Genomic DNA, 19164 nt, shown 5'->3' with positions numbered 1-19164 from the left:
AGCCGTTCAAAATGGGAGTGCTGAACATGAAAAAACTGAGCATCCTTCTTGGTGCCGTCGCGGGTCTGGCGATTTCCGCCGGCAGCGTGCTGGCCGATTCCACGGTCAAGATGGTCGAGGTCATCACCAGCCCGCCGCGTACCGAATTCCTCAAGAAGCAGATCGCCGAATTCGAGGCGGCCAATCCGGGTGTCAAGGTCGAGCTGGTATCGCTGCCCTGGGGCCAGGCGTTCGAGAAGTTCCTCACCATGGTGCAGGCCGGCGACACGCCCGACATCGTCGAGATGCCGGAACGCTGGATGGGCCTCTATGCGACCAACGGCCAACTCGAGGATCTCGGGCCATACATGGCCAAATGGGACGATGCCAAAACGCTGGGCGAGCGTGCCAAGCAGTTCGGCTCGACGGTCGACAACAAGCAGTACATGATCCCTTACGGCTACTACCTGAACGCGCTGTTCTGGAACAAGAAGCTGTTCAAGGAGGCCGGTCTGGACGGCCCGCCGGCGACGCTCGATGAATTCGTCGAGGACTCCAAGAAGATCTCTGCGATACCGGGCAAATACGGCTACTGCCTGCGCGGCGGCCCGGGCGCCTTCAACGGCATGCATATGTTCATGAACATCGCCGCCGGCAAGGGCGGCTATTTCAACGAGGACGGCACCTCGACGATCAACGAGGAAGGCTCGGTAAAGGGCCTGCAGATGCTCGCCGACATGTACAAGAACGGCCTGGCGCCGAAAGATGCGGTGAGCTGGGGCTTTAACGAGACCGTCACCGGCTTCTATTCCGGCACCTGCGCCATGCTGAACCAGGATCCTGACGCGCTGCTCGGCATCGCCGATAAGATGAGCGCCGACGACTTCGCCGTGGCGCCGATGCCGGTCGGGCCGAGCGGCAAATCCTACCCGACGCTCGGTTATGCCGGCTGGGCGATGTTCGCCAATTCCCAGCACAAGGACGATGCCTGGAAGCTGATGGCAACGCTTTTGTCGCCCAAGGATAATCTGGAATGGGCAAAGGAAGTCGGCGTCATTCCAATCCACAACGGCGCCGACCAGGACGCTCACTTCAGGACCGAGCAGTTCAAAGGCTGGTTCGAGGAACTGAACAACGGCGACAAATACGAGATGGTGACGCCTCCGACGCATCTGGAAAATCTCGGCAATTTCGTCGACCAGGTGGCGATCAAGAATTTTCAGGAAGTGCTGCTTGGCCAGAAAGCGGCCAAGGACGTGGCTGACGAATGGGCCAAGTTCCTGACCAAGGAACAGCAGGACTGGATGGCCAAGAACAAGAAATAGCTTTTGTTCCTTCACCCGTTCAAGGGGAGGGGGTGTCACGACGTGACGGATGAGGGGCGGCGCCAACCTGTCGTGGCTCGTGTTGCCTCTCATCTGCCTGCACGCATCTTTTCACCGTAACGGGAGAAGCGCGCTGTCCTCGACGCTGCTTCAGGAGACAGTCCAGCACCAAATGACCTATGCCGTGTCCGAAATACGATCCGCCGGCAGGCCGCGGAAGAAGCGGCTATCCCATGCCGCGATCGAGCCCTGGCTCTATCTCAGCCCGGCGATCGTGCTGCTGGTCGTCGTGCTGCTGGTGCCGCTGGTCATCGGCATCGGCTACTCGTTCCGCAGATTCTCCGCTTTCAAATCCGAATATGTCGGGCTTGGGCAGTATCAGGCGATGCTGTCAGATCCCGTGCTCGGGCAGGCGCTCGTCAACACGCTGTGGTGGACGGCAGCCAGCCTGTTCTTCCAATTTTTCCTTGGACTTGGCCTGGCGCTGCTGCTCGACACACCGTTCCGGGGCAGAAAGATCGTGCAAGCGGTGGTGTTCCTGCCCTGGGCGGTGCCGTCCTTCCTCTCCGGCCTGACCTGGGCCTGGCTGTTCAACCCAATCATCGGACCGCTGCCGCACTGGCTCTATGCATTGGGACTGAAAGCCGAGCCAACCAACGTGCTCTCCGATCCCGCGACAGCCATGTGGGGACCGATTGTCGCCAATGTCTGGTTCGGCATTCCCTTTTTTGCCATCACGCTTTTGGCGGCGTTGAAGTCGATCCCGTCGGAACTGCATGAGGCGGCGGCGATCGACGGCGCCTCGCCCTGGCAGCGCTTCACCAAGGTGACGCTGCCGTTCCTGGCGCCGACCATCGTCATCACCGTCATGCTGCGCACGATATGGATCGCCACATTCGCCGACCTGATCTTCGTCATGACCGAAGGCGGGCCTGCCGGTTCGACGGCCACAGTGCCGGTCTATATCTACGTCAGCGCGTTCAAGTCGCTGGACAAGGGCTATGCCTCGGCGGTGGCGGTGCTGCTGCTTGTGCTGCTCATCGTCTATGCGATTGCGCTGATAGGCATCCGCCGCTCGCTGGTGAGGCACGTCTGATGATTGCCGGACGCTCCGTCTCCTCGCGCATTCTCGGCGGCATCGGCCTTTACGGCGCCATCGGTGCCTATATGGCCTTCGCGCTGTTCCCGATCTTCTGGACGTTGAAGATCTCGGTCACGCCGGAGCGGCTGCTCTATTCCGAAGGCATCAGTTTCTGGCCGTCGCAAACGACGCTGCAGAACTTCGTCACCGTGCTCGAAGCCACTGATTTTCCGCGCTATTTCCTGAACAGCGTTATCGTTTCGGTGTCAACGGCAGCCTTCGTAACCGTCATCGCCACGCTTGCCGGCTACGCCATGTCGCGATTTTCCTTCCGCGGCAAGGCAACCTTGGCCATCCTGCTTTTGCTCACCCAGACTTTTCCGCTGGTGATGGTCATTCCGCCGATCTACCGCATCATGGGACAGATCGGCCTCATCAACAGCCTGACCGGCCTCGTCGTCATCTACACCGCGTTCAATACGGCCTTTGCGACCTTCCTGATGCAATCCTTCTTCGACGGCATCCCGCGAGACCTGGAAGAGGCAGCCATGATCGACGGCTGCACGCGCCTGCAGGCGATGCGCAAGGTGATCGTGCCGCTGACGCTGCCTGGTATGGGCGCGACGCTCGGCTTCGTCTTTACCGCCGCCTGGAGCGAGTTGCTGTTTGCGCTGATGCTGATTTCCAGCGACGACCAGAAGACTTTCGCGGTCGGCTTGCTCACCTATATCGGCAAATTCGCGGTCGACTGGGGGCAGATGATGGCTGCTTCCATCCTGGCGCTGATCCCGGTCTGCGTCTTCTTTGCCTTCCTGCAACGCTACCTCGTCACCGGCCTTACCGCCGGTGCCGTCAAGGGATAGATCGATGGCCTCCGTCACACTCGACAAAGTCCGCAAAGACTATGGAGCCGTGCGCGTCCTGCACGCGGTCGATCTCGAAATCGCAGACGGCGAGTTCGTCGTTCTGGTCGGCCCGTCCGGCTGCGGGAAATCGACACTGCTGCGCATGATCGCCGGGCTGGAGGAGGTCTCCGACGGGGAGATCCATATTGGCGAGCGCCTGGTCAACGACATCGCGCCAAAGGACCGCGACATTGCCATGGTGTTCCAGTCCTACGCACTCTATCCGCACATGGACGTGTCGAGGAACATGGGTTTCAGCCTGATGCTGAGAAAGGCCGGCAAGCCGGCGATCGATGCAAGGGTGGACGGTGCCGCCAGGCGGCTCGGGCTCGATGCGCTTCTGCAGCGCCTGCCGCGGCAATTGTCCGGCGGCCAGCGTCAGCGCGTCGCCATGGGACGGGCCATCGTGCGCGACCCGAAGGTCTTTCTCTTCGACGAGCCGCTTTCGAACCTCGACGCCAAGCTGCGCGTCCACATGCGTGCCGAGATCAAGGCGCTGCACCAGCAATTGAAGACCACTTCTGTCTATGTCACCCACGACCAGACCGAAGCGATGACAATGGCCGACCGCATCGTCGTCATGCATGACGGCCTCGTCCAGCAGGTCGGTGCGCCGCTCGATCTGTATGACCGGCCGGTCAACACGTTCGTTGCCGGTTTCATCGGCTCGCCCGGCATGAATTTTCTGCCTGCGGTGGTTGAAAAGGGCGCCAAGCCGGATGCCATCCTGGCCGACGGCCAGAAGCTGAGGCTGCCGGACGGCATGCCGCTAAGGGATGGCGATGCGATCACCGTCGGCTTGCGGCCCGAGCATATCCGGCTCGCCGACAATGGTGCGCTGAAAGGCGAGGTGGGCGTGGTGGAGCCGCTCGGCCTGTCGACCCAGTTCTATGCCAGGCTTGCCGGCCAGCAGGTCTGCGTGTTTGCCATGGGCCGGGCCAGCGTGAAGCCGGGTGAGGCCGTGCGCCTGTCGGCTAATCCGGCGTCGCTGCATCTGTTCGATCCGGCAAGCGGCGATCGCATCGGCTAGTCCTGCACCCCCGAAACGAAAAACGCCGCCCGGAAGGCGGCGTTTCGGTACTGCGAGAGAAAACCCGATTACTTGATCTTGGTTTCCTTGAATTCCACGTGCTTCTTGGCGACCGGGTCGTATTTGCGGAACGACAGCTTGTCCGTCTTGGTGCGGCTGTTCTTGCTGGTCACGTAGAAGAAACCGGTGTCGGCGGTCGACAGAAGCTTGATCTTGATGTTTGCGGCTTTGGCCATGATGTTCGTCCGTTAATGTTCGTGGAGTTTTGGCCGCTGGAGCACGGGGAAACACCCGGACGCGGGAAACTTGCCGCGACACATAAAGAACGCACCCGGAAAGTCAACCCTTGTCCAGGTTCTGTGTCGCAGGCAGATGAGTTGTCCGGATTAGGTAGCACATGAGCTTGTCCGGGTTTATTGCCAGCCGATGGAGGCTGGGGATGAAGCGGACAATTGATGTGCTACCAGAACCCGACAACTTGATTGGCTGCCGACGGCCGCGGGAGGCTCCTGTGTGCCTCCGGCCGTCCTAAGCAGGCTCGGGGTGGCGTCTCAGTTTGAATGCTGGCTATGAGTATCGAGCGATGGACGGCTGATCGATCACCCAAAGCCAGTTCCCGTCACCTTGCCGGCGAGCGATTTCCGCAGTCACCGTACCATCGGCAAGGCGCGTGGAAGTGAGCGCCAAATCCCCGTTGATGATAGCCGGACGCTGATCTCCGAGATCAAACGTTCGTCCCGCTGCCACCAACTTGGCGTAAAATCGGCTGATGGCGTCTCTGCCGCAGGCCAACTGTCCGTTGCCGGTATCGAGGATGGCACCGGGTTCGTAAAGAGCAGCCATTCCTTCCGCGTCTCCCGCTTGCTCGCGAGAAACCAACAGCCGCGCCAGGTCCTGGGGATCGCTTGCCGGTTTGCGGTTTGCTTCATCATCCATTGGCAGGCTTCCTGACAGCCAAATTCAAACCGAGATACGACCAGGTTCCGGTCACTCCGCCGCGACGGTTTCCGGTTGCAACGCCTTCTTCCAGTCCCCCGTCGTGTTCCACCAGCGGTTCGGATTGGCGCGGTCGTCGAGGCCCTTGGAGCGGCTGGCAAGCAGTGGCTGAATGCGGATCACCGGCTCCTGATAGCTGTGAACCTGGTAAATCGCTTCGACGACGCGAGCGGCGAGCTTCTGGTCGTCAGGCAGTTCGAACGACACTTCGACAGTGCCCGGCCGCCTGCGCAATTCCGTCTCGGCGCCGGCGGCGGCACCTTCAAGGGGCCGGTAACGTTCGATGCCGTCCGCCGACTGAAACGCATTGCTATCATATTTGCCCATTCTGAGCGGCGCGATCGCGACCACCGCTGCCATGATGCGGTCGACATCGGCTGCCGGTGCCTGAAAGGTCACCAGCAGCAGCAATTCCATCCGCAGCGATTTTGTTTCAAAGCCACTATCGATCATCCGAGGTCTCCCTGCTTATGCACTTTGGGGGAGCATATACTCGAGCCCTCCTGACATGGTTGTGTCAGGAGTTGGTCAGCAGTGGGAGCGATGTCGGCAGCTGAGCCGACTCAGAGGATTTTGCGGAGCAGCCTGGTGCCGACCAGCACGATATAGCAGGCGAAGAACAGGCCGAGCGCCCAACCGAAGCCCGACGGCCCGAAAGCGTCCATGCCGATGCCGATTGCCTGCGGGCCAAGCACCATGCCGACGCCGTAGCAAAGCACGAAGGCGGCGTTGGCGGAGGCCAGTTCGTGGCCGGAAAGTTGCGAGCCAAGATGCGCCAGACCGATTGTGTACATGGCAGCGACCACACCGCCCCAGACGAACAGAAGCGCTGCCATCAAATGCCAGTTCTGCGCGAAGAACGGCATGAAGACCGTGCCGGCAAGTCCGACGGTGGCACAGGCCATCAGCAGATAGCGGCGGTCGCTGACGCGGTCGCTGATCATGCCGATAGGGATCTGCAACAGCACGTTGCCAAGCCCGATCATGGTGAGCAAAAGGGCGGCGTCCGCCTCCGAGTAGCCGATGCGGTTACCGTAGACCGGGAACAGGGCAAAGCCGCCGGTCTCGACCGCGCCGAACACCAACACGGCCGCGGTCGCCGTCGGCACCAGCCAGATGTAACGCAGGAAATTGCTGGTTTCGCCGTCCGAGACGATCGTCGGGCTCTCGTTGCGTGCCGCCAGGACCGGTATGGCAGCGAGCGTAACCAAGGCGATGGTAACGCCGAAGGGCAGGAAGCCACTGCTGCCGAGATGGGCGAACAGCCAAGGCCCGGCGGCAAAGCCGAGAGACAGCACAGTGGCATAGATGCCGAGGACCAGTCCGCGCCGGTGTGGCGGCGCCGAGGTGCTGATCCAGAATTCCGACAGGATGAACAGCACCGTCAGCGCGATATGCAGCAGCACGCGCAACGGAAACCACATCCAGAAGGCTGGTGCGAAATGGAAACCGACAAAGGCCAGCGCCCCGGCCGCAATCATGGCAAGCATCGTCCAGGCGACCCCGAACCGCATGGCGAGCGGGGTGGCGAGCGGCGCGCCGGCGATCGAGGCGAGGCCGGCGACCGCGGTGTTGAGCCCGATCATCGACGCGGAGTGGCCACGCGTTTCCAGGATCACGCTGAGCAGTGGCATGCCGAGGCCGATGGCAATGCCGACGACGCTGATCGACGAGATCGCCGCGACCATCGGCAGCCAGTGTACGCGTTCCTCGACCTCTCGCTGGGTATCCACTGTCATGAAATGCCTGGCTGCTCTAGAGAATTTCGCGGACGAAGCGATTGCGGACAAGCCGGTAGAACGGCACGGGACCGCCGGGGCTCAGCAGCGGATCCCGGGCGAGCCGCTTTTCCAGCTCCTCCAGGACCGTGCGCGTGATGTCTGGAATATCGGCTTGCCTGGCCCTGGCCAATGGCAACCAAACGACGTCTTCCAACTCATCGGTCGGACCGCCATCCGGCAGTTGCACCGCGACATCGTCGCGCCATGCCGCGAGAAAGCGCGTATCGAAGCGGCGCACCCGGTTGGGCGGGGTGATGGCGCGTGCGACGAAGTGTAGCGCTCGCAGTGATGGTATGACGCCGTGCTCGACAAAGCCCTGCCAGTCGCTCTTGGCGGTCGCGAAGGCGCCTTTTTGGCCGATCAGCAGGCCGGCCTCCTCGTAGGTTTCGCGGATTGCCGACATGGCAATGGCGCGGGCGCGGGCCGGGCTGGTGCGGCCGATGCCGGCGGTCAATCTCGCTTCTTCCTCAGGATGAAGTGCGGTGGCTGTCGGAATGCGGCTGTCGGCCGGATCTGTGCGGCCGCCGGGAAACACGAATTTTCCCGGCATGAAGGCATGATCGGCGTGGCGCCGGCCCATCAGCACCAGGAACTCGTCGCCCTTGCGGTCAAGCAGGATCAGCGTCGCGGCGTCACGCGGGCGTATAGGCTTGGCATCGAGCGCGATCCGCTCAACCTTGTCGATTTCCGCCTTGGTCATAACGTCCATGCGCTCGACCTAGCGGAATCTTCTCCGATGCGAAAGTGGCGTCCAGCCATGCCGATTGCGCCAGCCTCGGTTTCAAGCCTCGGGATGCGACTCGATCAGATCTTCTTCACCGCCAAAGCCGTGCATATAAAAGGCCCATTGCAGGCCGATGACAGCGCCCTTGACTGGCTGCAGCAGGACGACGGCGAGAATGATGGTCAATGGCACCCAGATGGCGATGTGCTGCCAGGTCGACAGCGTCGAGGTCGCCTCGACACCCATGAAGGCGCCGAGCACGATGTGGCCGACAATGACGACCACGAGATAGGCCGGCAGGTCGTCGGCGCGATGGTGGTGGAGCTCCTCGCCGCAACGATCGCATTTATCGACGGTCTTGACGAAGGCGCGAAACAGCTTGCCCTCGCCGCAATGCGGGCAGCGGCCGAGCATGCCGCGCTTCATTGCCGTCCATAGCGGCCGGGCGGTCCGGCCCGAGTGATGTTCGCCGCCGAAAACCCGTTCTTCCACCTGCAGTTCTGTTGGCATTACCGTCTCCTGCCGCGCGTGCCTGGACGCGATTGCGACGCCCGGGCGCGGCCTTTGGCCTTGTGGAACGACCGTTTGGAGCCGGGCAGCGGCTTTGGCTCGGTCAGCATCTCGAAACGCATCGCGCCGGCCATCGGCGCCACCTCGATCAGGCGAACCTCGACGCGATCAGCAAGCTGATAGCCCTTGCCGGTGCGTTCTCCGAAAAGCGATCGAGCAGTTTCGTCGTATATATAGTAGTCGCCGCCCAGGGTTGAAACCGGAATGAAGCCATCCGCGCCATACTGCGGCAATTGGACAAACAGGCCCGATTTGGTGACGCCCGAGATGCGGGCGTCGAAACGGTCGTCGATGCGCTCGGCGAGATAGGCGGCGATCAGCCGGTCGACCGTGTCGCGCTCGGCGGCCATAGCGCGCCGCTCGGTCGCGGAAATCAGTGCCGAGACCTCTTCCAGCCGCTCCGCCTCGTCCTGCGTCAGGCCCCCCGGACCAAGGCCGAGTGCGGCAATCAGCCCGCGATGCACGATCAGGTCGGCATATCTGCGGATCGGCGAGGTGAAATGCGCATAGCGCTTCAGGTTGAGGCCGAAATGGCCGATATTGGCAGGCGAATATTCGGCTTGGCTCTGCGAGCGCAGCACCACTTCGTTGACTAGCCCCTCATTGTCGGCGCCGCGCACGCGAGCGAGGATGCCGTTGAACTGGTTCGGCCGCATCTGCGCGCCGCGCGCCAGCGACAGGCCTAGCGTCTGCAGGAATTCACGCAGCGATTCCTGCTTGGCGAGCGAAGGCGCATCGTGGATGCGGTAGACCAGCGCCTGCCGCTTCGCCTCGAGTGTCTCGGCGGCGGCGACATTGGCCTGGATCATGAACTCTTCGATCAGTTTGTGCGCGTCGAGCCGCTCCGGCACGACGACCTTGTCGACGGTGCCGTCCTGCTTGAGCAGGATCTTGCGCTCGGGCAGATCGAGCTCAAGCGGCTGGCGCGTGTCGCGGCCGCGCTTCAGGATCGCGTAGGCGTCCCATAGCGGCTTCAGCACCGCATCGAGGATCGGGCCAGTCGTGTCGTCCGGTGCGCCGTCGATCGCCGCTTGCGCCTGCTGATAGGCAAGTTTCGCGGCCGACTTCATCATGACGCGATGGAACGAGTGTCTGAGTTTGTGGCCATCGGCCGAGAAAGTCATACGCACCGCTATCGCCGGACGATCCTGGCCCTCGCGCAGTGAGCAGAGGTCGTTCGAGATGCGCTCCGGCAGCATCGGCACGACGCGGTCGGGGAAATAGACCGAATTGCCGCGCTTCAGCGCTTCGCGATCGAGTGCCGTGCCGTAACGCACGTATGCAGCGACATCGGCAATGGCGACGGTGACAACCACGCCGCCGGCGTTCTTCTCGTCGGTGTCGGGCATGGCGAACACCGCGTCGTCATGATCCTTGGCGTCGGCCGGATCGATGGTGAGCAGCGGCAGCTCGCGCCAATCCTCGCGGCCGGCAAGCGTCGCCGGCTTGACCGCCTCCGCCTCGGCGATAACGTCGGCGGGAAAAATATGTGGAATGTCGTGTGCATGGATGGCGATCATCGAGACCGCCTTTTCGCTGGCCAGCGACCCCAACACCGCCAGAACCTTGGCTCGCGGCAGCCCGTAGCGGGAGGCCCGCGCCGGCTCGACCTCGACCAGATCGCCGTTCTTGGCGCCGTTCTGGAATTCCTTGTCGACGACCAGCTCCGGCTGGCGCCTTTCCACCGGCTCGATGCGGAGCGTGCCGTCCTTCAGCACACGGAAAACGCCGAGAACCGAATCGGTGCGCTTCTCGAATATCTTCATCACCCGGCCGGTATAGGCCGGGCCTGCCGGATCGTCGGTCGGAAAGGTCTTGGCCAGCACGCGGTCGCCGATGCCCGGCGTCGGGCCATTGCCGCCGCGCGACACGCGGATCGCTATGACCGGAGGTTCGCCATTGCCAATCGCTTCGGTCGGGTGCGCCAGCAGCACACCGTCGGCGTCACGGCCGAAGATGTCGAGCACCGCGACGTGGGGCAGGGCGCCGACACGGGCAAGCCGCTTGCGCTCCTTGGTCAGCAGGCCTTCGTCCTGCAGGTCGCGCAAGACGTCCTTCAGCCAGATACGGTCTTCGCCGCGCAGCGCAAACGCCTTGGCGATGTCGCGTTTTCCGGCGCGGTCCGGATTTTCGGCGATGTAACGCAGTATCTCGTCGCGTGAAGGCCGGTAATTGTCCCTGACCTTGGCGCGGGTATCGGCGGTGCGCAGATCGCCGTGGCTTCTTCCGGAGACTTTGTGCGCCAACCCGTCCTATCCCTTTTTCCTGGCCGCCGGTTTTTTGGCCGCAGCCGGTTTCTTGGCAGGCGCGGCCGCTTTGCGGAAGGGCTTCCTGGCGCCATTGCCGCCCTTGGCTTCCTTTTCCGCAATGAGCGCAACCGCATCCTCGATAGTCACCGATTGCGGATCCTTGCCCTTCGGCAGCGTCGCATTGACCTTGCCGAAATTCACATAAGGCCCGTATTTGCCGTCGCGCACGACGATCTTGCCGCCGCCGGCAGGATGATCGCCAAGTTCCTTGAGCGCAGCGGCTGTGCCGCCATTGCGGCCGCCTTTGCCCTTCAATTGCTTCTCGGCGATCACCGAGACGGCGCGATTGAGGCCGATCGAGAACACGTCCTCGATGCTGTCGAGATTGGCGTAGGTGCCGTCATGCAGCACGAACGGCCCGTAGCGCCCCAGCCCGGCCGAAATCATCTTGCCGGATTCCGGATGCTTGCCGACGTCGCGCGGCAGCGACAAGAGGGCGAGCGCCTTTTCATGATCGATCGAATCGACAGTCCAGCCCTTGGGCAGGCTGGAGCGCTTGGCATCCTTGCCGTCGCCGCGCTGGATATAGGGGCCGAACCGGCCATTGCGCAGCGTGATCTCCTCGGCGGTATAGGGGTCCTTGCCGAGCACCTTGGTGCCGTCTTCGCCATTGCCGTTCTCGCCATTGGGATTGGCGGCGTCGCCGAGCTGGCGGGTGAAGGAGCATTCGGGATAGTTCGAACAGCCGACGAAGGCGCCGAACTTGCCGAGCTTCAGCGACAGGTTGCCGGTGCCGCATTTCGGACAGATGCGCGGGTTCGAACCGTCTTCGCGCGCGGGAAACACCAGCGGCGCCAGTTCCTCGTTCAACGCATCGAGAACGTCGGTGACGCGCAACTCCTTGATGTCGGCGACGGCGCCGGAAAAATCCTTCCAGAAATCGCGCAGCACGTCCTTCCAGGCGAGCTTGCCGTCAGAGATTTCGTCGAGTTTCTCCTCGAGCGAAGCGGTGAAGTCGTACTCGACATAACGCTCGAAGAAGCTTTCGAGGAAGGCTGACAATAGCCGGCCCTTGGCCTGTGGCACCAGCTTGCGCTTGTCGATGGTGACGTAATCGCGATCCTCGAGCGTCTTCAGGATCGCCGTATAGGTCGACGGCCGGCCGATGCCCAGCTCCTCCAGCTTCTTGATCAGCGAAGCTTCCGAATAACGCGGCGGCGGCTCGGTGGTGTGTTGGGTAGCGTTGATCGCCTCGCGTGTGAGCTGCTCGCCGGCACGGATCTCGGGCAGGCGGCGGCTTTCCTCGTCTTCCGAATCTTCTTCCTTCTGCTCGATGTAGGCGGCAAGGAAGCCGTCGAAGCGAACAACCGAGCCGACAGCACGAAGCTCGGCGGTGCGCGGGCCGTTGATGGCCTCGATCTCGACCGTGGTGCGCTCGATCTCGGCCGGCTGCATCTGGCTGGCGATGGCGCGTTTCCAGATCATCTCGTAAAGCCGCGCCTGGTCGGCGTCGAGATACTGCCTGACGGAAGCCGGCGTGCGCATGAAATCGGTCGGACGGATCGCTTCGTGCGCCTCCTGGGCATTCTTGGCCTTGGCGGAATAGACGCGCGGCTTTTCAGGCAGGTACTTGGCACCGAATTCCTTGGCGATCGCATCGCGTGCGGCAGAGATCGCCTCCGGTGCCATCTGCACGCCGTCGGTTCGCATATAGGTGATCAGGCCGGTGGTCTCGCCGCCGATCTCCATGCCCTCATAGAGCCGCTGCGCCACCTGCATGGTGCGGTTGGCCGAAAAGCCGAGACCCGATGAGGCTGCCTGCTGCAGCGTCGAGGTGGTGAAGGGCGGCCCGGGATTGCGCTTGGTCGGCTTGGCTTCGACCGACGCCGCCTTGAAGCTTGCGCCTTCGAGCATCGCCTTGATGTCGTCGGCCTGCGCCTTGTTGGAAATGTCGAGCTTTTGCAGCTTCTTGCGCTCGAAGGCGGTCAGCCGCGCCTCGAAATTTTCCTTGCGCGGCGTGCCGAGGATGGCGGCGACCTGCCAGTATTCCTCGCGGATGAAGCGCTCGATTTCGGATTCGCGGTCGCAGACCAGACGCAGCGCCACCGACTGGACGCGGCCGGCGGAGCGGGCGCCGGGCAGCTTGCGCCACAGCACGGGCGACAGCGTGAAGCCGACCAGATAGTCGAGCGCGCGGCGGGCCAGATAGGCATCGACCAGCGGCGCATCGATCTGGCGCGGATTGGCCATCGCCTCCAGCACCGACGCCTTGGTGATAGCGTTGAAGACGACGCGGCTGACCGGCTTGTCCTTCAACGCGCGCTTTTGCTTCAGCACTTCGAGGACATGCCAGGAGATCGCCTCGCCCTCGCGGTCCGGATCGGTGGCGAGGATCAGCCCGTCGGCGTCCTTGACCGCCTTGGCGATATCGGCGAGACGCTTTCCAGACGCGGTGTCGACGGCCCAGGACATGGCAAAGTCTTCATCCGGACGCACCGAGCCATCCTTGGCCGGGAGATCGCGGACATGGCCAAACGAGGCCAGAACCTTGTAGTTCTTGCCGAGGTATTTGTTGATTGTCTTCGCCTTGGCCGGCGATTCGACGACGACGACGTCCATACGGTCTCATATCAGTTGTGATGCGGCAGAAGAATTCCGCTGCGCGCGACGAAATCTCGTTCAATGTGTCGCTCACATGGCCGCGCTTTTGCATCGGGTCAAGGCCAAGCAGTCAAAATGCGGCCCTGTACCGAATGCGCAACCCAACGGCGCGCCATGCGATTTCCGCAATCCTGGACAAGGGAAATGGGCAGCCCATCGCTGGACAAGCCCGGCAATTGATCCTGGAGAACGGGACAAACTCTCCCGCGGATATAAGAGAAACATCCAGCACGCGCCAGCCCTGCTTGAACAGATGCTGTGAAGCGCGTGATCGGTAGCCCGGCATTTTGCTCGGACAGTCGCAAGGAATTACCGTGCTGAAAAGCTGGCCGCCGGGGCGGTTGGGTCGAGTTCCCAGCGACCAGCCGTGTTACCGCCTGTTACAGCGGATCAGAAGCTCAAGGCTTAGTCGGCCTTGGCGATATGCCAAACGCCGCCGACACCCTCGCCGGTGACGTCCCCGGCCTTCTTGTCCTTGATGAACGTGTAGAGCGGCTTGCCTTCGTAGGCCCACATCCTGGTGCCGTCGGTGCGGTCGACGATCGTCCATTCGCCCTCGGCCTTGGCGTTGGCGTCAGCCTTCAGCGGCGGCCAATTGGCGGCGCATTTGTCGTAGCAGTTCGACTTGCCCGTCTCGTCCTTGTCGTAGGTGTAGAGCGTCATGCCGCTGGCGTCGGTGTAGATCTTGCTGCCGCCGAGTTCTGCTTCCTTCCACGCCTCGGCGGCCAAGGACGCCGTGGTGCCGAGCAAAAGCGCGGCCATGCCAATTGCGATCGTTTTCATGGACTTCTCCCTGGATCATTCGAAAAGCGCGCGGAACAACGCAGCTTCGTTTGATCAACGCTGCCTGGCTGCCCTTTCTTCCCGGGCGGGCGTCGGCATTGCTACCCAATGTGATGGGGCCACGCGATGGTGATTGGCGGACGGCCGTTGTCGTAGCTATATGGCTGCGCAGTCATCGGGAGACGGAAATGGCATTGGACGTCGGCTATGTCAGCGCGATCGGGGCGGGAGCAATTTCGTTCCTGTCACCCTGCGTGCTGCCGCTGGTGCCGCCTTACCTGTGCTATATGGCCGGCGTGTCGGTCGACGATTTCCGCGGCGAGGCCGGCATTACGGCAAAGGCCGGTGCGCGCGGCGCGCTGGTTAATTCCTCCATCGCCTTCGTGCTCGGCTTTTCGACCGTCTTCGTCGCGCTCGGCGCCGGCGCCTCGACCATCGGCCATCTGCTGCGAGTCTGGCAGGAGCCGCTGGCAATGGCGGCTGGCGTGCTGATCATCCTGATGGGGCTGAATTTCCTCGGTGTACTGCGCATCCCTTTGCTTTCACGCGAGGCGCGCTTCCAGTCACAAGGCAAGCCGGCCAGCCTGATCGCCGCTTATGTCATGGGCTTGGCCTTCGCCTTTGGCTGGACGCCCTGTATCGGCCCGGTGCTGGGGCCGATCCTGACGCTTGCCGGCGGCCGCGAGACGGTGGGCGAGGGCGCGCTGCTGCTTGCCGCCTACTCGCTCGGCCTCGGTATTCCCTTCCTCGTTGCGGCGCTGTTTTCCGGCGCCTTCATGCGCTTTCTCGGGAAATTCCGCGTCCATCTCGGCCGCGTCGAAAAGGCCATCGGCGGGTTGCTGGTGGTCGCCGGCGTGTTTTTCCTGACCGGCGGCGTGCAGGCGGTGTCATACTGGCTGCTTGAGAATTTTCCGGTGCTGGGGCAATTGGGATAGGTTCCCGCCCGGCCGAAGCGCGAGGCCGTAGCTGCGGTGCAAGGCACCGCAGCTACGTGGTCCGTTCAACCTTCGAAATAGCCCGGCTGGTTGATATCGGCGATGAGCTCGGGTCCGCTCGGCGCCCACCCCAGCAGCGCGCGAGTCCGTTCGCTTGAGGTCGGGACATCCATCGCCGCGAACATCGCGAACCAGCCAAAATGATCGGCGGCTTCTTCCCCGGACTTGGCGACGACCGGCACGTTCAGGCGACGGCCGATCACGCCGGCGATGTCCTTGAACGGCACTCCTTCTTCGGCGATCGCGTGATATCGCCCGCCACCGGCTCCATGCTCGAGCGCAAACCGGTAGACGCGGGCGGCATCGAACCGATGCACGGCAGGCCAGCGATTGAACCCTTCGCCGACATAGGCCGACACGCCCTTCTTGCGAGCAAGGTCGATGAGGATCGGAACAAAGGCGTGGTCGCCCTGGCCATGGACCGACGGAGGAAGGCGAACAACCGACGCGCGCACGCCGCGTGCCGCCAGCGCGGCGGCTGTCGCTTCGGAGGCGCGGGGATACGAGGCGGAAGAGGGGACAGGCGCATCTTCCTCCGTCGCGACACGGCCCCGCGCCTGGAGCGCGGTTCCGGAGGTGACGAGCAGGGGCCGCTCGGAGCCTTCGAGTGCTCCGCCCAAGGCCTCGATGGCGCGCCGGTCCATCTCGCAGTTTTGCGCGAATTTCGAGAAGTCGTGGTTGAAGCCGGTATGGATCACGCCATCGGCTGCCGCTGCGCCCCTACTGAGGCTTTCGAGGTCTTCGAGGTCACCTCGATGCACCTCGGCTCCGGTGGCTGCAAGCGACTTGGCCGACGCCGCCGAGCGGGCGAGGCCGAGCACCTGATGGCCGGCGCCGATGAGTTCTTGAACGACGGCAGAACCGACGAATCCGGTCGCTCCGGTAACGAAAACACGCATCACGACTTCTCCTTGTTCATTTCTGACCACGACCATGCTCGCGGCTCGGTTGTATCGTGATAGGCGCTTGAGAAAATACGATCTATGCGGTAGAGTCCGTATTATCTTCGCAATCGTCCGGAATGACCTGTGGATCCCCTTTCAGATGTGCTCTCGCTGCTGAAGCCGCGAAACTATATGTCGGCCGGTTTCGATGCTGGTGGTGAATGGTCGATCCAGTTCCCCGACCAGCAGCAAAGCATCAAGACCGGAGCGGTGGTCTCCGGCCGGTGCTGGCTATCTGTGGAGGGCGTTGCTGACGCAGTGCGCCTTGAGACGGGAGACTGCTTCCTGCTGCCGAGTGGACGGCCCTTCCGCCTTGCAAGCGACATGAGCTTGACGCCTGTTGAAGCCGTCAAGATTTTTCCGCCCGCGCGAGCCGGCGGTGTCGTGACCCACAATGGCGGTGGTGATTTCTTTCTGGTCAGCAGCCGCTTCGCGCTTGGCGGGAATCATGCCGGCATCCTGTTGCGGATGCTGCCAGCCATTGTGCATATCCGCAAAGAGTCGGACCAGTCGGCGCTGCGCTGGTCGGTGGAGCGGATGATGCAGGAGCTGCGCGAGCCGCAGCCGGGCGGCTTTCTGGTGATTCAGCACCTCGCCCACATGATGCTGGTTCAGGCGCTGCGGCTGCATCTTTCGGAAGGATTGAAAGGTGGCATCGGCTGGCTCTTTGCCCTGGCTGACAAACAGATCGGCGCGGCGATCAGCGCCATGCATGACGATCCTGCGCATGGCTGGACGTTACAGGAACTGGCGGAACGGACCGGCATGTCGCGATCGACCTTTGCGCTCAGATTCAAGGAGACGGTTGGCGCGTCGCCGATGGACTATTTGACGCGCTGGCGAATGCTGCTGGCCGGCGACCGGCTGACGAATTCCAGCGATCCCGTCGCCGTCATCGCGCTGTCGCTCGGCTACGAATCCGAAAGCGGCTTCAGCACAGCCTTCAAGCGGGTCATGAACTGTTCGCCACGGCAATACGGCCGTGGCCGAGCCCCCAGCTTCGCATCACGCAACGAGGCGGAAGCCGCCTGAGCCGATCGGCTTGAGCGTGTCGCGGGTTGGAGGTTCTACCGTCTCACCGGAATTTAACCGCATTGGTGCAGCATGCCGCCGGTGCTACTAACGCTTCGATTCCAGACCCCTTTCAACGGTTGCTGTCCCCATGAGCCAGAGATCCTGCCTATCCATCATCCTCGCCGCTGGCGAAGGCACGCGCATGAAGAGTTCAGTGCCGAAAGTGCTGCACACAATCGCCGGCCTGCCGATGGTTGCCCATGTCGTCAAGGCGGCTGAAGCCGCCGGCAGCGGCGATCTGGCGCTGGTGATCGGCCATGGCGCCGATGAGATGCGCAAGGCCGCAGTCAAGTTTGCGCCGAAGGCCGAGGCTTTCGTCCAGGAAAAACGTCTTGGCACCGCGCACGCCGTGCTTGCCGCACGCGCAGCAATATCAAAGGGTTATGACGACATCTTGGTGATGTTTGGCGACACGCCGTTGATCGATCCGGAAGCGCTCGCGGCGGCGCGGCTGAAGCTGGCCGAAGGTGCGGCCGTCGTCGTGGTCGGCTTCCGTACAGAGAATCCTTCGGGCTACGGCCGGCTTATCGAAAAGGCCGGCAAGCTCGTGGCCATCCGCGAGGAGAAGGACTGCTCGGACGAGGAGAAGAAAATCACCTTCTGCAATGGCGGGCTGATGGCGGTCGCCGGCAAGCACGCGCTGAAGCTGCTCGATGAAGTCGGCAGCAAGAACGCCAAGGGCGAGTATTATCTCACCGATATCGTCGAGATCGCCGCTGCGCAGGGACTTGATGTCGTCGCCACCGAAGCCAGTTTCGAGAACGCGCTCGGCATCAACAACCGTGCCGAGCTTGCCCAGGCGGAAGGTATCTGGCAGACGCGCCGGCGGCGCGAGGCGATGCTTTCTGGCGTTACGCTGATTGCGCCCGAAACCGTGTTCTTCTCGCACGATACCGAGATCGGCGCCGACACGATTGTCGAACCCAATGTCTGGTTCGGGCCGGGCGTAAAAATCGCCACGGGCGCCAAGATCCATGCCTTCAGCCATATCGAAGGCGCCACCATTGCGTCGAACTGCGATGTCGGCCCGTTCGCGCGGCTGCGGCCAGGGGCCGATCTGAGAAACAAGGCCAAGGTCGGCAATTTCTGCGAGGTAAAGCAGGCGATCGTCGAGGAGGGCGCCAAGGTCAACCATCTGACCTATATCGGCGATGCCCGCATCGGCGCAGGCGCCAATATCGGCGCCGGCACTATCACCTGCAACTATGACGGCTATTCGAAATTCTTCACAGATATCGGCGAGGGCGCCTTCATCGGCTCGAACTCCTCGCTGGTGGCGCCAGTGTCGATCGGTAAGGGCGGCTACATCGCCTCGGGCAGCGTCATCACCGAAAGCGTACCCGACGATGCGCTGGCCTTCGGCCGCGCCCGCCAGCGGACTCTACCCGGCAAGGGCAAGGCGTTGCGGGAGCGTTTTTCTTCGGCCGCGGCTGTCCGCAAAAAAGGGTAGACTAGCGAACTCAGCGACAAGCTGGATTTCGCCAACGATTGCATCGTTGAAGGCCGACAGGTCTTCAGATGCGCCCGGCTGCCGGCATGCTGGACGCTGTAACGGTCCAGAAAGCTGCGACGCACCTCGAAACGCGTCACGAAACCTGATCTGCTCGCGGGCACATTCCAGTCCCGGGCGATCTGGGTGGCATAGGCCTCGCTGGTGACCGGATAGAAGATCGGCTGATCGGCAAGTCGAGGCGGAAAGGCGCGCATCCCTGCCTTCTGGATCAACTCCAGTTCGCCAACCGGACGCCAAAGCGTCACCGTGTCGATTCGTTCGTTCATAGCCGCATCATGTCTTTGACTGATTTCTGGAGCCGTTGAGCCGAGATAGGATACATAAGCGGAGAAACTGAGCAATTGCAGTAACCGGATTGCAAGTGCGCCCTGTCATGGTGCATCTGTGCAGGATAGTCCGGCTGATATCGGACGAAATGGAATGTGATTTTTCGCGACAGCCCGGCAGTCTCTAAATAGCGCCGGGTTTAAGGTCGGAATCGGGGGCAAGCGCCATGTGCGGTATCGTTGGAATTGTCGGTAACTCGCCGGTCGCGCCGCTTATCGTCGATGCGC

Annotated in this window: 17 protein-coding genes; 7 read left to right on the top strand and 10 right to left on the bottom strand. The window is 62.5% G+C overall.

The genetic code is table 11. From position 1 onward, the window contains the following. Nucleotides 1-26 precede the first annotated feature (26 nt). The 4 genes from NKJ46_RS23165 to NKJ46_RS23150 all read left to right on the top strand — a co-directional run bounded on the left by NKJ46_RS23165 (nt 27) and on the right by NKJ46_RS23150 (nt 4320). The gene (locus tag NKJ46_RS23165; protein ID WP_254820140.1) at nt 27-1304 is read left to right on the top strand and encodes an ABC transporter substrate-binding protein; all 1278 of its coding nucleotides are present in this window, start codon (nt 27-29) and stop codon (nt 1302-1304) included. 172 nt (nt 1305-1476) lie between these two features. After that, nucleotides 1477-2400, top strand: coding sequence for a carbohydrate ABC transporter permease (locus NKJ46_RS23160; RefSeq protein WP_352667896.1), 924 nt, complete (start codon nt 1477-1479; stop codon nt 2398-2400). Continuing rightward, nucleotides 2400-3248 carry a carbohydrate ABC transporter permease gene (locus NKJ46_RS23155; RefSeq protein WP_352667893.1) on the top strand — a complete coding sequence of 283 codons (849 nt, stop codon included), beginning with the start codon at nt 2400-2402 and terminating at the stop codon, nt 3246-3248. The genes NKJ46_RS23160 and NKJ46_RS23155 overlap by 1 nt, the downstream gene beginning before the upstream one ends. Nucleotides 3249-3252: 4 nt before the next feature. After that, the gene (locus NKJ46_RS23150; protein WP_352667891.1) at nt 3253-4320 is read left to right on the top strand and encodes an ABC transporter ATP-binding protein; all 1068 of its coding nucleotides are present in this window, start codon (nt 3253-3255) and stop codon (nt 4318-4320) included. Between the two features lie 68 nt (nt 4321-4388). On the opposite strand, the gene rpmG is transcribed toward NKJ46_RS23150, so the two are convergent. The 9 genes from rpmG to NKJ46_RS23105 all read right to left on the bottom strand — a co-directional run bounded on the left by rpmG (nt 4389) and on the right by NKJ46_RS23105 (nt 14084). Beyond that, on the bottom strand, nt 4389-4556 hold the full coding sequence (rpmG, locus tag NKJ46_RS23145) for a 50S ribosomal protein L33 (RefSeq protein WP_006201775.1): 168 nt from the start codon (nt 4554-4556) through the stop codon (nt 4389-4391). Between the two features lie 331 nt (nt 4557-4887). After that, nucleotides 4888-5256, bottom strand: a complete 369-nt coding sequence (locus NKJ46_RS23140) for a YybH family protein (RefSeq protein WP_352667890.1) — start codon at nt 5254-5256, stop codon at nt 4888-4890. 51 nt (nt 5257-5307) lie between these two features. Further along, nucleotides 5308-5769 (bottom strand): YqfO family protein, encoded by a 462-nt coding sequence (locus NKJ46_RS23135; protein WP_352667887.1) that lies wholly within the window; start codon nt 5767-5769, stop codon nt 5308-5310. Between the two features lie 110 nt (nt 5770-5879). Continuing rightward, nucleotides 5880-7055, bottom strand: a complete 1176-nt coding sequence (locus tag NKJ46_RS23130) for an MFS transporter (protein WP_352667885.1) — start codon at nt 7053-7055, stop codon at nt 5880-5882. 16 nt (nt 7056-7071) lie between these two features. After that, nucleotides 7072-7806: an NUDIX hydrolase gene (locus NKJ46_RS23125; RefSeq protein ID WP_352667883.1), complete on the bottom strand. Its 735-nt coding sequence runs from the start codon at nt 7804-7806 to the stop codon at nt 7072-7074. Between the two features lie 72 nt (nt 7807-7878). Further along, a complete protein-coding gene (locus NKJ46_RS23120) occupies nt 7879-8331 on the bottom strand; it encodes a DUF983 domain-containing protein (RefSeq protein WP_352667881.1) in 453 nt (150 codons plus the stop codon). Then, nucleotides 8331-10637: a ribonuclease R gene (gene rnr / locus NKJ46_RS23115; protein WP_502903443.1), complete on the bottom strand. Its 2307-nt coding sequence runs from the start codon at nt 10635-10637 to the stop codon at nt 8331-8333. The genes NKJ46_RS23120 and rnr overlap by 1 nt, the downstream gene beginning before the upstream one ends. Before the next feature lie 6 nt (nt 10638-10643). After that, nucleotides 10644-13259 (bottom strand): type I DNA topoisomerase, encoded by a 2616-nt coding sequence (topA, locus tag NKJ46_RS23110; protein WP_352667878.1) that lies wholly within the window; start codon nt 13257-13259, stop codon nt 10644-10646. A 447-nt stretch (nt 13260-13706) separates the two neighbouring features. Next, entirely contained in the window at nt 13707-14084 is a 378-nt protein-coding gene (locus tag NKJ46_RS23105) for a COG4315 family predicted lipoprotein (protein ID WP_352667876.1), read from the bottom strand. Nucleotides 14085-14272: 188 nt separating this feature from the next. On the opposite strand from NKJ46_RS23105, the gene NKJ46_RS23100 reads away from it, so the two are divergent. Further along, complete coding sequence (locus tag NKJ46_RS23100) at nt 14273-15019, top strand: cytochrome c biogenesis CcdA family protein (RefSeq protein WP_352667875.1); 747 nt, start codon at nt 14273-14275, stop codon at nt 15017-15019. 65 nt (nt 15020-15084) lie between these two features. Here the strand turns inward: NKJ46_RS23100 and NKJ46_RS23095 are convergent, their stop codons facing one another. Next, on the bottom strand, nt 15085-15978 hold the full coding sequence (locus tag NKJ46_RS23095) for an SDR family oxidoreductase (RefSeq protein WP_352667872.1): 894 nt from the start codon (nt 15976-15978) through the stop codon (nt 15085-15087). Between the two features lie 129 nt (nt 15979-16107). Here NKJ46_RS23095 and NKJ46_RS23090 point away from each other — a divergent pair, with 129 nt between their 5' ends. Together NKJ46_RS23090 and glmU are read left to right on the top strand one after the other, a co-directional pair. Further along, entirely contained in the window at nt 16108-17055 is a 948-nt protein-coding gene (locus NKJ46_RS23090; RefSeq protein ID WP_352667870.1) for an AraC family transcriptional regulator, read from the top strand. A 130-nt stretch (nt 17056-17185) separates the two neighbouring features. After that, nucleotides 17186-18547, top strand: a complete 1362-nt coding sequence (gene glmU / locus NKJ46_RS23085; protein ID WP_352667869.1) for a bifunctional UDP-N-acetylglucosamine diphosphorylase/glucosamine-1-phosphate N-acetyltransferase GlmU — start codon at nt 17186-17188, stop codon at nt 18545-18547. Nucleotides 18548-19164 lie beyond the last annotated feature (617 nt).

Source organism: Mesorhizobium sp. M0166 (assembly GCF_040322255.1).
Taxonomy (GTDB): Bacteria; Pseudomonadota; Alphaproteobacteria; order Rhizobiales; family Rhizobiaceae; genus Mesorhizobium.
Note: the sequence above shows the minus strand (reverse complement) of the source record. Positions and strands in the feature narration are given on the sequence as shown.

Coding starts and splice junctions, on each gene's coding strand:
- NKJ46_RS23155 (WP_352667893.1), top strand. CDS start 2,400: ATGATTGCCGGACGCTCCGTCTCCTCGCGCATTCTCGGCGGCATCGGC.
- NKJ46_RS23135 (WP_352667887.1), bottom strand. CDS start 5,769: ATGATCGATAGTGGCTTTGAAACAAAATCGCTGCGGATGGAATTGCTG.
- NKJ46_RS23140 (WP_352667890.1), bottom strand. CDS start 5,256: ATGGATGATGAAGCAAACCGCAAACCGGCAAGCGATCCCCAGGACCTG.
- NKJ46_RS23120 (WP_352667881.1), bottom strand. CDS start 8,331: ATGCCAACAGAACTGCAGGTGGAAGAACGGGTTTTCGGCGGCGAACAT.
- NKJ46_RS23125 (WP_352667883.1), bottom strand. CDS start 7,806: ATGGACGTTATGACCAAGGCGGAAATCGACAAGGTTGAGCGGATCGCG.
- NKJ46_RS23130 (WP_352667885.1), bottom strand. CDS start 7,055: ATGACAGTGGATACCCAGCGAGAGGTCGAGGAACGCGTACACTGGCTG.
- NKJ46_RS23100 (WP_352667875.1), top strand. CDS start 14,273: ATGGCATTGGACGTCGGCTATGTCAGCGCGATCGGGGCGGGAGCAATT.
- topA (WP_352667878.1), bottom strand. CDS start 13,259: ATGGACGTCGTCGTCGTCGAATCGCCGGCCAAGGCGAAGACAATCAAC.
- NKJ46_RS23105 (WP_352667876.1), bottom strand. CDS start 14,084: ATGAAAACGATCGCAATTGGCATGGCCGCGCTTTTGCTCGGCACCACG.
- NKJ46_RS23165 (WP_254820140.1), top strand. CDS start 27: ATGAAAAAACTGAGCATCCTTCTTGGTGCCGTCGCGGGTCTGGCGATT.
- NKJ46_RS23160 (WP_352667896.1), top strand. CDS start 1,477: ATGACCTATGCCGTGTCCGAAATACGATCCGCCGGCAGGCCGCGGAAG.
- NKJ46_RS23150 (WP_352667891.1), top strand. CDS start 3,253: ATGGCCTCCGTCACACTCGACAAAGTCCGCAAAGACTATGGAGCCGTG.
- rpmG (WP_006201775.1), bottom strand. CDS start 4,556: ATGGCCAAAGCCGCAAACATCAAGATCAAGCTTCTGTCGACCGCCGAC.
- NKJ46_RS23095 (WP_352667872.1), bottom strand. CDS start 15,978: ATGCGTGTTTTCGTTACCGGAGCGACCGGATTCGTCGGTTCTGCCGTC.
- glmU (WP_352667869.1), top strand. CDS start 17,186: ATGAGCCAGAGATCCTGCCTATCCATCATCCTCGCCGCTGGCGAAGGC.